Origin of the sequence: uncultured Polaribacter sp. (assembly GCF_947495205.1) — a bacterium.
Lineage (GTDB): Bacteria > Bacteroidota > Bacteroidia > Flavobacteriales > Flavobacteriaceae > Polaribacter.
On sequence record NZ_CANLXV010000018.1, the window covers coordinates 1 to 12,627 of the forward strand.

General features: G+C 30.5%; 11 protein-coding genes. 8 read left to right on the forward strand and 3 right to left on the reverse strand.

Annotated features, from left to right (window positions below; translation table 11 throughout):
* The first annotated feature begins 218 nt into the window (after nt 1-218).
* Complete coding sequence (locus Q0762_RS13400; protein ID WP_298767548.1) at nt 219-2,192, forward strand: YgiQ family radical SAM protein; 1,974 nt, start codon at nt 219-221, stop codon at nt 2,190-2,192.
* A gap of 84 nt (nt 2,193-2,276) precedes the next feature.
* Here the strand turns inward: Q0762_RS13400 and Q0762_RS13405 are convergent, their stop codons facing one another.
* Nucleotides 2,277-2,804 (reverse strand): hypothetical protein, encoded by a 528-nt coding sequence (locus tag Q0762_RS13405; protein ID WP_298767551.1) that lies wholly within the window; start codon nt 2,802-2,804, stop codon nt 2,277-2,279.
* 11 nt (nt 2,805-2,815) lie between these two features.
* Nucleotides 2,816-3,253 (reverse strand): FKBP-type peptidyl-prolyl cis-trans isomerase, encoded by a 438-nt coding sequence (locus Q0762_RS13410; RefSeq protein WP_298767553.1) that lies wholly within the window; start codon nt 3,251-3,253, stop codon nt 2,816-2,818.
* A 316-nt stretch (nt 3,254-3,569) separates the two neighbouring features.
* Here Q0762_RS13410 and Q0762_RS13415 point away from each other — a divergent pair, with 316 nt between their 5' ends.
* The 6 genes from Q0762_RS13415 (at nt 3,570) to Q0762_RS13440 (ending at nt 11,058) form a co-directional block, all read left to right on the forward strand.
* Nucleotides 3,570-3,941, forward strand: coding sequence for a hypothetical protein (locus Q0762_RS13415; RefSeq protein ID WP_298767555.1), 372 nt, complete (start codon nt 3,570-3,572; stop codon nt 3,939-3,941).
* A 130-nt stretch (nt 3,942-4,071) separates the two neighbouring features.
* The gene (locus Q0762_RS13420) at nt 4,072-4,632 is read left to right on the forward strand and encodes a DUF4136 domain-containing protein (protein WP_298767557.1); all 561 of its coding nucleotides are present in this window, start codon (nt 4,072-4,074) and stop codon (nt 4,630-4,632) included.
* A 78-nt stretch (nt 4,633-4,710) separates the two neighbouring features.
* Nucleotides 4,711-4,875, forward strand: coding sequence for a DUF5522 domain-containing protein (locus Q0762_RS13425; RefSeq protein ID WP_298767559.1), 165 nt, complete (start codon nt 4,711-4,713; stop codon nt 4,873-4,875).
* A 55-nt stretch (nt 4,876-4,930) separates the two neighbouring features.
* A complete protein-coding gene (locus Q0762_RS13430; protein ID WP_298767561.1) occupies nt 4,931-5,644 on the forward strand; it encodes a DUF4197 domain-containing protein in 714 nt (237 codons plus the stop codon).
* Nucleotides 5,645-6,380: 736 nt separating this feature from the next.
* Nucleotides 6,381-9,560, forward strand: coding sequence for a SusC/RagA family TonB-linked outer membrane protein (locus tag Q0762_RS13435; RefSeq protein ID WP_298767563.1), 3,180 nt, complete (start codon nt 6,381-6,383; stop codon nt 9,558-9,560).
* A 10-nt stretch (nt 9,561-9,570) separates the two neighbouring features.
* Nucleotides 9,571-11,058 (forward strand): RagB/SusD family nutrient uptake outer membrane protein, encoded by a 1,488-nt coding sequence (locus Q0762_RS13440; RefSeq protein WP_298767565.1) that lies wholly within the window; start codon nt 9,571-9,573, stop codon nt 11,056-11,058.
* Nucleotides 11,059-11,143: 85 nt separating this feature from the next.
* On the opposite strand, the gene pyrF is transcribed toward Q0762_RS13440, so the two are convergent.
* On the reverse strand, nt 11,144-11,953 hold the full coding sequence (gene pyrF / locus Q0762_RS13445; protein WP_298767567.1) for an orotidine-5'-phosphate decarboxylase: 810 nt from the start codon (nt 11,951-11,953) through the stop codon (nt 11,144-11,146).
* A gap of 87 nt (nt 11,954-12,040) precedes the next feature.
* On the opposite strand from pyrF, the gene Q0762_RS13450 reads away from it, so the two are divergent.
* Nucleotides 12,041-12,535: a TlpA disulfide reductase family protein gene (locus Q0762_RS13450; protein ID WP_298767570.1), complete on the forward strand. Its 495-nt coding sequence runs from the start codon at nt 12,041-12,043 to the stop codon at nt 12,533-12,535.
* Nucleotides 12,536-12,627 lie beyond the last annotated feature (92 nt).

Sequence of the window (12,627 nt, forward strand, 5' to 3'; positions counted from 1 at the left end):
TCTAAAGATAGAAAATTTAGATATCTTTGAACATCTCAAAGATATGAGCCCAGATTGAACGGCTTGTTTGAGCTCTTGCGCTTTTTTGCGCAAAGCGAGTAGTGAAAGCTGGAAATAGCTTCTAATAATAAGTATATCTTATACATTTAATTGAATATATTGGTAAAAACAATTTAAAGAGGAGTACTTCAAAATTTTTCTCCTTATTTTTGCACTATATGGAAGGCACAAAAAAACATCAATTAACAGACTGGTTACCAACTACAAATCGTGAAGTAAAAATACGTGGTTGGGATTATTTAGATGTAATTTTATTTAGTGGAGATGCTTATGTAGATCATCCTTCTTTTGGACCTGCTGTAATTGGTAGAATTTTAGAAAGTTATGGTTTGCGCGTGGCAATTGTGCCACAACCAAGTGTGAATGATAATTTACAGGATTTTGAAAAATTAGGGAAACCAAGATTGTTTTTTGGTTGTACAGGTGGTTGTATGGATCCTATGGTTTCTAATTATACAGCCAGTAAAAAAAGACGCGATAAAGATGCATATACACCAAATGGTGATAAGGGGTTTAGGCCAGATTATGCTACTTCTGTATATTCTAAAATACTAAAAGAGAAGTTTCCTGATGTGCCTGTTTTAATTGGTGGTATAGAGGCTTCTTTAAGACGTGTAACGCATTACGATTATTGGTCTGATAAATTAATGCCAACTATTTTAGAGACTTCTAAAGCAGACATGTTGGTGTATGGAATGGGCGAACAACCTTTACGTGAAATTGTAACATTATTACAAAAAGGTGTGCCTTTTTCTAGTTTAAAAAATATTAAACAAACGGCTGTTTTAATTGATGAAAAGGAAGAAAAAATTCCAGTGGTTAAAGGTTGGGAAGATGTTACTATTAATTCTCATGCGGCTTGTTTAAAAGATAAAAAAACATTTGCATCTAATTTTAAAACAATAGAGCAGGAGTCTAATAAATTGAAGGCAAGACGAATTTTTCAGAAGGTTGCAGATAAAACTTTAGTAATTAATCCGCCTTTTGCTACAATGACAGAAAAGGAAATTGATGGTTCTTTTGATTTACCTTTTACAAGATTACCACACCCAAAATATGATAAGCGTGGACCAATACCTGCTTATGAAATGATAAAGTTTTCAATTAACATTCACAGAGGATGTTTTGGTGGTTGTAGTTTTTGTACAATTTCTGCGCATCAAGGAAAATTTATAGCGAGTAGAAGTCAGGAATCGGTTTTAAAAGAGATTGATAAGGTTGCAAATATGCCAGATTTTAAAGGATATTTGTCTGATATTGGTGGGCCTTCTGCTAATATGTATCAAATGAAAGGTAAGGTGCAAGAAATTTGCGATAAATGTGTTGCGCCAAGTTGTATATCGCCAGTGATTTGTTCTAATTTAGATACGTCTCATAAGCCTTTAACAGATTTGTACCAAGCTGTTGATAAACACCCAAAAATTAAAAAATCTTTTATAGGAAGTGGAATTCGACATGATATGTTGGTGCCAGAATTTAACAAAAATGCAGATCCAAAAGAGCTAGATGCTTATACAGAAGAGGTAATGACAAAACATGTTTCTGGACGTTTAAAAGTGGCGCCAGAACATACTTCAGATCCTGTTTTAAAGTTGATGCGTAAACCGTCTTTTACGTATTTTCATAAGTTTAAAGAGCGTTTTGATCGTATTAATATTAAGAAAAAACTGAATTTACAATTAATTCCTTATTTTATTTCTAGTCACCCAGCTTCTGAAGTAGAAGATATGGCAAATTTAGCGGCAGAAACCAAAGATATGGGCTTTCAGTTAGAGCAAGTACAAGGTTTTACACCAACTCCAATGACGGTTGCTACTGTAATTTATTATTCAGGTTATCATCCCTACACATTAAAACCAACTAAAACGCCAAAAACAAAAAAGGAGAAAGAAGACCAACATAAATTTTTCTTTTGGTACAAAAAAGAAAACAAAGATTGGATTAGAAATACGTTGAATAAAGTTGGACGACCAGATTTGTTAAAGAAGTTATTGCCAGAAAATAATTCTTGGAAAAAGAATAAAACAAAACATACAACGGCACAACATACTTTTGATGATGCTATACCTTTTAACAGACGTAAAAAGAAAGTAAGCAGAGCACCTAAAAGTAAAAATAAATCAAGAAGATAATTTTTTTAATAATTATCAATAAAAATAAAAAGAGTAGCAAATTTAAAATTGCTACTCTTTTTTTATGGAATGTTTTTAGTGTGTTTACTTTGATTTTGCACCTACAAAATTGTCTGATTTTGCTTTAAAAAGTACATTAAAAGTGGTTAAACTACCGTATATTCTAGTAATGTATTGTTGTAAATCTATTTTGTCTTGATCTTCTAAAGTTTTACTAGAATTAATTTTTTGTTCCATTACACGAATGCGATCGCGAACCATAACTATTTTATGAAAAAAGGTGTCAATAGGAATTTCTTTGTTAGATAAATTAGCGTCTTGTGGTTGTAATATTAACGTACCATTTCTCCATTTGTCTGCAATAGGTGTAATTTCTGTAGCGTCAGACCATTTTCTTAAAATCTTTTTTAAGCTGCTTTCAACATCCATAAAACTAACGGCGTCAACTTCATCATTTACAGCTTCTATAGTTTCAAAAGTATCGTTAAGAGCAATGGTTTCTAGACCGCTTTCTATAAAAGTAACCCAATATTGTTTGTGGTCTACGTTGGTTACCACTCCAAAACCAAATTCTGAATGCTTAATTCTAGAGCCTATTCCTAATAAATTCATTTTAAATAATTTTAATTAATGCGTTGTAGTGTAATGTCAAAAACAATAATGTCTCCAGGTTGTATTGTTCCAGAACCTCTTGTGCCATAGGCTATTTTGGAGGGTAAAATAAAAGTACCAGAACCACCGGGTTTTAAAAGTCTAATGCCTTCACTAAAACCAGGAACTACTTGTTGTAAATTAAAAGTAGCACTTTCAGAACTGTCAAAAGATGTACCGTCTAAAAAGTAACCATTGTATCCCACTGTAACTGTAGAGTTAAAAGTAGGTGAGTTTCCATTTCCAGAATTGCTTATAATATAATATAAGTCAGACCCTGTTTTTTGAGCGTTTAAATTATTTTCTAATAAATAAGCTTCAATGTCTGCAATGTTTTCTGCATCAAAATTCTCATCTTCAGAACAAGAAAAACTAATTGCTACAATTAATATATAAAGTATTTTTTTCATTTGATAAATATTTTTGTAAATATAATTGTTTCTAAAAAGAAGTAGAAATTTAAAAGATATTTTTAGTGTTAAAAGTTGCAAAACTATTACGACTTATTTATTTATGAAGGAATGGAAAGTTGTGAATCCTTGTGCATTTAAAGCCTCAATTTAACTGCTGTTATATATGGCGTGTTTTAAGTATTAAAGCCAAAAAAAAAGCTAAGGGTTTTTGCTGTTTCATAATTTTTGTTGCCTATATTGGCTATTCTTTTGGTAATGATTTGTTTCTTTTTTTAATAAACAGATATGAGATAAACGTAGTAAAATTAAATGAATGAAAAAGAATAGCTCAATCGCAATTTGGATAAATAGAATTTTAATAACGCTTTTTATTGGTTCTTTGTTATTTGCAATTTTTGATTCGGAATATTTAGTATATTCCTTTTTAATTGCTTTTCCTTTAGGTGTTTTTCAGCTTTTCTCTTTTTTATTTTCAATTATTCGTTACAAGAAATTAGCTAGTATGGCTAGGAAGTATGTGTTAATTTACAGCGTTGTTTTTGTTGCTTATTTGCTGTTTACATTTATTTATTTGGTGTATTTAAAGTCTTTTTACTTTGTGGTTTTAGAATATGGTATGCAATTTATTCCAGTGTTGCTATCACTTTTTTGGACCTTTATTTTAGAAACTTCAAAATATGAATAAAGAATAAATTTTGAATACTTCTTAGAAGCTTGTTTAAAGTTAATGTTTTTACATTTAATTTAACGTATCAGTTTTGCTAATTTAATTAAAATTGGCATGTTTTTTGGTGCTAATTGAAAAAAAACATACAATGAAACATATTCAAATTATAGGATTACTTGCGGTTGTATTTTTATCATCTTGCAGTGTTGTTAAAGTAACTACAGATTTTGATGACGATATAGATTTTAAAAAATATAAAACCTATGCATTTTATAAATCAGGAATTGATAAAGCAGAAATTTCTGACTTAGATAAAAAAAGAATTTTAAGAGCAATAGAAACAGAACTAGAGTTACAAGGTTTTGTGAAATCTACCAGCCCAGATATTTTGGTAAGTATTTTTACAAAATCTAGAGAAAAAGTAAATTTAAATCAAAACAATAATTTTGCATGGGGCGCAGGTTTTGGCTGGGGCTGGGGTTGGAATCCTTGGTTATGGAATGGAGCGAATAATAATTTAAATGTTTCGCAATATACAGAAGGAACTTTGTTTATAGATTTTATCGACAAAAATAAAAAGGAATTGGTTTGGCAAGGAGTAGGCACTGGGGCTCTAAGAACACAAAATAGGGCTAAAAAAGAAGAACGAATTCAAGAGTTCGTGCAAGAGATTATTTCTAGGTTTCCTCCAGGAGAAGATAAAAACTAAAAAAAAAGCGTTCTCAAGAACGCTTTTTTTATGTTTTAAAGTTCTATTTTTGTGATGAAATGCTAAAGTGTTAGATGCATGTATAATAAAAGAGTACCTTTAGAAGAAGGAGATTTTTATGAAAATGAGCAAGGGTATAAAGTTTTTACTGCACAATTTCATTTAAAAAGAGGTCATTGCTGTAAAAGTGGTTGTAAGCATTGCCCTTATGGGTATGACAAGAAAACAGATAGCTTTCAATAAATAGTGACTTTTAATAGAAAACGGTTTCTTAATATTAAGATAAATAGAAGTAATAATGATAAAAAGAATTTTAATTTTAGTAGTAGCAATTCAGTTGGTGAGTTGTGCAGAATTGCAAAATGTAGTGAGTAACTTACCTAGTGGTGGAGGTGCTTTATCTCAAGCACAAATAGGCAATGGTTTAAAGCAAGCGTTAGAAAATGGTATTAAAAATCAGGTAAGTAAGTTAACTACAAAAGATGGTTTTTTAACTAATGAATTGGTGAAAATAGCAATGCCACAAGAACTACAATCTGTAGAGAAAGCTTTACGTAAAATTGGTTTAGGTAGTTTGGCAGATAAAGGAGTTGCAGCATTAAACACAGCGGCTTCTGACGCTGTAAAAACAGCGACACCAATATTTGTAAGTGCAGTAAAAGAAATGTCTTTTGCAGATGCTAAAAATATCCTTTTAGGAGAAAATACTGCGGCTACTACTTATTTACAATCTAAAACTCAAGAAAACTTGTATAATAGCTTTTCACCAGTAATTAATAACTCTTTTTCTAAAGTTGGTGCAGATAAAATTTGGTCTAATTTAATTGCGAAATACAATACCATACCATTTACTAAAAAAGTAAATCCAGATTTAACGGCTTACGTTACAGAAAAAGCTTTAAAAGGGGTTTTTACTATGATAGAGGTGGAAGAGAAAGGAATTAGAGAAAAAGCAGGGTTAAGAAATACTGCTTTACTAAAACAAGTTTTTGCTCTGCAAGACAACAAGTAATTTATAGTATTTGTTTTAAAACATACTTCGATTCAAAATTCTGAGTTTAGCATCAAAAATTGATAGCATGCACTTAGGGTAAGTTTTTATTTTAGAACTGCAAAAAGTATTGCTATTAAGGTGCTTCTAAGTATAGTTTTAAACCTTTTTAAGTTTTAAAACTTTAATAAAAATTATTAAGTAAGCTGTTTTTATAAAAATTTATCAAAGGCAATTAATTTCCTATGTTTTTGGTAATGGTAAAGAAAACCTTATACATACTATTGAAAAAAACATTCTTCATATTCTGCTGTTGTTTTTTTGATTTTTCGTTGAAAAATATGTTTTTCATCAATGGAAAAAGCTCGTTAGAAAAAAACAACGGCAATTATTTTAACTTTTAAGTTTAATTTACTAAAAATAGAAAAGGCTATTTTTAGTAAACCACATATAATTATAATTTTTAAGCGTTTAAAAATTAGGGTTATAAATTGTAATACCTTAAGAAAATATTAATTAGAAGACTTAAATATATTTTAGGGGTTTTTGTTAAAAAAAAATACACTTTTATTTGGGAAGTTTTATATATTAAAACACTAGACCTCTTTACGTTATATTTATCAAAAAACGATTTTCGATAAAAATAATTTAACGATTTTAGCATTTCGTTAAATTATATTTAAAATTATTGCGTCAATATTTTTTGTTTTAGGAAAAATTTAAGAAATTTGCAGCAACTAATTCAAACAAATAGAAAATGAAAAAAAATTTAAAAAGACCTTTATTTTTTGCTATGCTTTTTTGTGTAATTTTAATAACAAATGCGCAAAAAAAAATTATAACTGGAACTGTAAAGGATAACAACAGTGTTTTACCCGGAGTTTCTATTTTAATAAAAGGAACAGCCAAAGGTACAGAAACAGATTTTGATGGAAACTTTAGTATAAATGCTAGTCAAGGAGATATTCTTGTTTTTAGTTATTTAGGTTACAAAAAGGTAGAAAAAACAATTTCAAATAGCAATTTGCTTAATATTACTCTGGTAGAGGATGCAAGTTCTTTAAATGAAGTAGTAGTTGTAGCTTACGGAACCCAATCAAGAGCATCTCTTACAGGTTCTGTAAGTGTTATTGATGCAAAGCAGATTGAAGCATCAACCTTTTCAAACCCAGTAAAAAGTTTAGAAGGACTAGTATCAGGATTAAGAATTATTCAAGCTGATGGGCAACCTGGATCAGATCCTATAATTAGAATACGAGGATTTGGATCTATTAATGCAGATAGTGCTCCTCTTATTGTTTTAGATGGTGTACCTTATACAGGAAGTCTTAATAGTATAAATCCTCAGGACATTGAATCTACAAGTGTTTTAAAAGATGCCTCTTCTACTTCTCTTTATGGAAATAAAGCTTCTAATGGAGTTTTATTAATTACTACCAAGAAAGGGAGTAAAAACAAAACTTTAATAAATATTGATACTAGATATGGTATAACGCAAAGAGGTACAAAAGAATATGATATAATTAAAACTCCCGGAGAATTTTATGAATCGTATCATAGTGTGTTAGCAAATTCTGAGTTTTATGCACAAGGACAAGCAGGCACACCTGTAACAATAGCTCAAGCAAGACAAACAGCATCTAATAATTTAATAGGGGCTTTAGGTTACAATTTATACGATGTTTCAGACGAAACCTTGGTTGATCCTCTTACAGGGAAATTAAATAGTGCTGCAAACTTGTTAGTTAATGATAGGTGGGAAGATGAGTTGTTTAGAAATCAAGCTACTTTTAGCTCAACAAATTTAAATGTTTCAGGTGGTTCAGAAAACACAACCTATTACTTTTCTTTAGGTACAGAAGAAAATAATGGTTATACAGTAAGAAGTAACTTTAAAAGACACACAGCTCGTTTTAAAGTTAATGCTAGAAAAATAGCTAGAGTATTATCTTTAACAGGAGATGTTTCTTATGCTAAATCTTATAGTCAATCAGTGCCAGGAGATGGTGGTAATACTTTTTCAAACGCTTTCTTTTGGACAAGAAGAATTGCGCCTGTTTTTCCAGTATTTCAATATGATGCTGATTGGAATCCAATATTAAATCCAAATAACCCTGGGGGTAGAGCTTATGACTTTGGTGTTCCTCAAGATTTCGGAGGAGGCAATATAAGAGGTCCTAGAAATTATGCTCCAGGAGAACATCCGCTTGCAGTAATAGAGAATACTACGGAGACAAATGAAAGAGATAATTTTAATATCGGTTTTAGAGCTAAAATTGATTTACCTTTTGATATAAAATTTGAATATGTAGCAAACCTTTTAACAGAAATAGATCAAGGTACAGATTTTACAAGACCAGGAGCTGGTGCATTTGCAGCATCTCAAAATGGTTTATTAACTAATAACAGAGATAATTTTTCTGCGTTTACCAATCAACAATTATTAACTTGGAAAAATTCTAAGGGTCGTAACAGTTATGATGTTCTTTTAGGACATGAAACTTATGAGGAAAATTTTACCACTTTGGGTCTTACAAAGTATAATATTGTAGGTGGTTTTAGTCCAATATTAGATAACACTTCTAAATATATTAGTGCTAGTAATTATAATACAAGTTATGTTACAGAGGGTTATTTTTCTAGATTTATTTATGGATTAGATAATAGTTATTATATTAACTTAACAGGAAGGTATGATGCTTCATCTGTTTTTGATCCTAGTGTGCGTTGGGGAGCTTTTTGGTCTGCTGGTGCGTCATGGGTTATTAGTAATGAAGAATTTATGAAAGATTTTTCTGATACTATTGGTTATGCTAAATTAGCAGCAAACTATGGTACAACAGGTAATGACAGAATATTATATCCTGGAGGCGGAAGAAATTTGGTAGCTTTTGAAAATCAATACGAAGTTGATGAAAATAACGAAGAATTAACTGCGCAGCTTTTATTCTTAGGAAACAATAAGTTAACATGGGAAAGAGCAGCTAGTTTTGATGTTGCTTTGGAGATGAGTTTGTTAGATAGGGTAAATCTTTCTTTAGGTTACTACAATAAAACATCAAACGATCTTTTATTTAATACACCACTTCGTGTTTCTTCTGGTAACCCGTCTATACCAGAAAATGTTGGTTCTATGGTAAACAGCGGATTTGAATTTGAAGTTGCTGTAGATGCTGTAAAAAAGGAAAAATTTAATGTAAATATTAACGCTAACCTTTCTACTTTAAAGAATGAAATTACAAAACTTCCAGTAGGAAGAGATTCTATTCAAAGTGGAAATTTTAGAAGAGTTGTTGGGAGAAGTATTTTTGATTATTATATGCGAAAATCTGCACCAGTAAACCCAGAAAACGGAAATGCAAGATGGTTTAAAGTAGACCCTGCAACCGGAGAGGATGTTATTACAGAAGTTTTTTCCGAAGCAGACAGGTATTTTTTAGATAAAAAAGCAATACCAGCAATAACAGGTGGTTTTGGTACAAACATTCAACTAGGTAACTTTTCTTTAGCAGTTCAGTTTGCATACCAATTAGGAGGTTACGGTATAGATAACGAGTTTTTTAGTTTATTGGGTGCAACAACCAATGTTACCAACTTTGCAGGCTATGATCAAACTTGGACAGTAGATAACCCAACTGCAAGTTTGCCTAGGGTAGATCCTTTAGAGACAGACCAATACAGAACTACAGACATGCGTTTAATAGATCAAAGTTACTTAAGTATTAATAATATTAATTTTGGATATCTATTAAAAAATGAAGTTACAAAAAAATATAATATAGAAAGTATTAGGCTTTATGGTACAATAAATAATGGTTTCTTGTTATATAGTGCAAGGCAAGGTTATGACCCAAGACTTAGTATAGCAGGTACATCATCTGCAGAATTTGGAGCCAATAGAACAATTTCATTTGGAGTAAATGTTAAACTTAATTAAATAAAATATTATGAAACTATATAAATTTTTTAAAATAAAAAATATAAAGTATTTAGCGCTGTTTGTTATTGCCGCTTTAGGTACATCATGTGCAGATTTAGATCAAAATTTTGAAGATGAAAGATATTTAACCACTTCTCATTTTAATGAAATATCAGCATCTGGAGGTACTGTTGGTATAGAAGCTATAGATGGTGCTATTCTATCTTATTTTAGAGATGGAGAAAATGGAGAAATTGAATTCGGAATGAAAGCAATTGATCTAGGAATGGATTTAAGAAGTAATGATATCGACATGAGCAGAAGCACCTGGTTTGGAGCTTGGAATAGATATGACAATACTATTTTAACATCAGGTGATAATGATTTTATTTGGACATTTTTTTACAGAATAATTAAAGATTCAAATGAAGTAATCAATCTTATTCCTGATACAGCAACAGACGAAAATGTTCTTGCTTTTAAACACAAAGCTTACGCTTACAGAGCTATTGCTTATTTTTATTTATTACGTATATATCAACACACAAAGGCAGTTGATTCAGAACTATCAATTCCTCTAAACAACGGTGCAGAACTTGGTTCGCCAAAAGTTCCTGTTGGTGAAGTAAAAATGCAAATACTTAGTGATTTAACATTAGCTTATAACGGATTAAAAAACTACAATAGACCAAGCGTACAAGTGGTAGATGCTAATGTAGTTGCCGCTTATTTAGCTAGATATCATTTAACTTATGAAAATTGGTCTGAGGCAGAGAAATTTGCAGATATTGCAATGAAGGTAGGTTCTTTGAGTACAGATGTAATGCATGGTTTTGATGAGTTATCTTTATCAGAAACAATATGGGGTGCAGAAGTTACTGCAACTACCTCAGAAATATATCAATCTTTCTTTTCGCATATAAGTCAGATAAATGATGGGTATAGTGGTTGGAATCATTTTAAAACCGTAAACTCTAACTTGTATAATATGATACCAGACACTGATAGAAGAAAACAATGGTTTGCTGATCAAGAATATTCTTCTGGTGTGGTAATTGTTCCAGGAACTTGGAGTCATTATAATATTACGCCTAAATACACAAGTTTAAAATTTATAGCACAACCTGGACCAGGAGTGTTTATTGGAGATTATATATATTTAAGAAATGCTGAATTTTATTTAACAAAAGCAGAAGCATTAGCAAGACAAAATAAAATTGCTGAAGCACAACAAGTTTTGTTTGACCTTAATACTACTCGTGATGATGCTTATGTGAAATCTACAAATACTGGTCAAAGCTTAATAGACGAGATATTAATGTATCGTAGAATAGAATTGTGGGGAGAAGGATTAGCTTCTTTTGATATGGCTAGAAACGGTGTTGGTTTAAATAGGCAAGATGGAAGAGAAAATTTAGTACAACCAGGAGCAGATATTGTAATACCAGCATTAGATCCTAAAATGATTTTTGAAATTCCTATCAGAGAAATTGACGGAAATCCAGATATTAATTAGTAATACCTATTTAAGTAATATTTTAAAGCCAGAGAATTTTTCTCTGGCTTTTTTAATTATAAGAAAAAAAATCTTAAAGATTTTATTATAAAAACATGGTCATTTGTAGTTGCAGTTCTTTTGCTTTTTCTGCAGCCTTTTCTGCAAAATCTGTATTGTTAGAAGCATAAATAATTCCTCGAGAAGAGTTTATTAAAAGACCAATATTTTCTGATAAACCATATTTACAAACATCTTGCAAGCTGCCACCTTGTGCACCAACTCCTGGCACTAATAGAAAAGAATTAGGTACAATTTTTCTAATTTCTTTAAAATATTCCGCCTTTGTTGCACCAACAACATACATTAGGTTTTCTGAATTTTGCCAAGATTTAGAAGTTTCTAAAACATGTTTGTAAAGCTCAATATCGTCTATTTTTTTGGTCTGAAAATCAAAAGCTCCCTTATTAGAAGTTAAGGCTAGCATAATGGTATGTTTATTTTTAAAAGCTAAAAAAGGTTCTATAGAATCTTTACCCATATAAGGGGCAACAGTTACAGAATCAAACGCTAAATCTTCTAAAAATGCCTTTGCGTACATGGTAGACGTATTTCCAATATCTCCTCTTTTTGCGTCGGCAATGGTATATATTTCTGGGTAATTTGTATTTAAATAATTAATAGTTTTTTCTAAAGATTGCCATCCTTTTAAACCATAAGCTTCATAAAAAGCTGTGTTAGGCTTGTAAGCCACACAAAGGTGGTGAGTAGCATCTATAATGGTTTTGTTAAAAGCAAAAATAGGATCTTCATCAGCTAACAAATGACTTGGAATTTTGTTTAAATCAACATCTAATCCAATACATAAAAACGATTTTTTCTTTCTAATTTGGGCAACAAGTTCTTGTGTGGTCATAATTTTTATAAAGTTGCACAAAAATACTTTATTTTGTAAGCTTTTCAACCAGAACAAGACAAAAAATTAAATATAATTTAAAATATAATGAATCAAATTACCCTAATTTGTATGCTCTTTTTAATGAGTTGTAATTTAGAAAAACCTACACAATTTTCTGAATTGGCATTAAAGGATAGCGCATATGCATTAAACAAAGAGTCGTTTACAATAAAGGCAATTTTAGAGAAGTATAAAGGCAAAAAAATAGTAATAGATGTTTGGGCTTCCTGGTGTGGAGATTGCATAAGAGCTTTGCCTGCGGTAAGAAATTTGCAAAAGAGTTATCCCAATGTAGTTTTTTTATTTTTATCTGTAGATACTAGTAAAACTGCATGGAAAAACGGTGTAAGAAGATTTAATTTGCAAGGAGAACATTATAATTTACCAAAAGGAATGAAAGATGGCGATTTTGTAGATTTTATTAATTTAGGATGGATACCAAGATATATGGTTATTGATGAAACCGGCAAAATAGCACTTTTTAAAGCCACAAGCGCCTCAGACTCTGATATTGAAAAAGCTTTGAATACGGTTTTATAAATCGTTTTAGTAACTATTTATATAATCGTATTAAAATTAGTTTTGGTTTCTTAAATTTACATCAGAATTTAAAAGTTAAAAAACTGTTTTTA

Bases quoted from the DNA above. Each gene is read 5' to 3' on its own strand.
- Q0762_RS13400 (WP_298767548.1), top strand. From the start codon at position 219: ATGGAAGGCACAAAAAAACATCAATTAACAGACTGGTTACCAACTACA.
- Q0762_RS13405 (WP_298767551.1), bottom strand. From the start codon at position 2,804: ATGAATTTATTAGGAATAGGCTCTAGAATTAAGCATTCAGAATTTGGT.
- Q0762_RS13410 (WP_298767553.1), bottom strand. From the start codon at position 3,253: ATGAAAAAAATACTTTATATATTAATTGTAGCAATTAGTTTTTCTTGT.
- Q0762_RS13415 (WP_298767555.1), top strand. From the start codon at position 3,570: ATGAAAAAGAATAGCTCAATCGCAATTTGGATAAATAGAATTTTAATA.
- Q0762_RS13420 (WP_298767557.1), top strand. From the start codon at position 4,072: ATGAAACATATTCAAATTATAGGATTACTTGCGGTTGTATTTTTATCA.
- Q0762_RS13425 (WP_298767559.1), top strand. From the start codon at position 4,711: ATGTATAATAAAAGAGTACCTTTAGAAGAAGGAGATTTTTATGAAAAT.
- Q0762_RS13430 (WP_298767561.1), top strand. From the start codon at position 4,931: ATGATAAAAAGAATTTTAATTTTAGTAGTAGCAATTCAGTTGGTGAGT.
- Q0762_RS13435 (WP_298767563.1), top strand. From the start codon at position 6,381: ATGAAAAAAAATTTAAAAAGACCTTTATTTTTTGCTATGCTTTTTTGT.
- Q0762_RS13440 (WP_298767565.1), top strand. From the start codon at position 9,571: ATGAAACTATATAAATTTTTTAAAATAAAAAATATAAAGTATTTAGCG.
- pyrF (WP_298767567.1), bottom strand. From the start codon at position 11,953: ATGACCACACAAGAACTTGTTGCCCAAATTAGAAAGAAAAAATCGTTT.
- Q0762_RS13450 (WP_298767570.1), top strand. From the start codon at position 12,041: ATGAATCAAATTACCCTAATTTGTATGCTCTTTTTAATGAGTTGTAAT.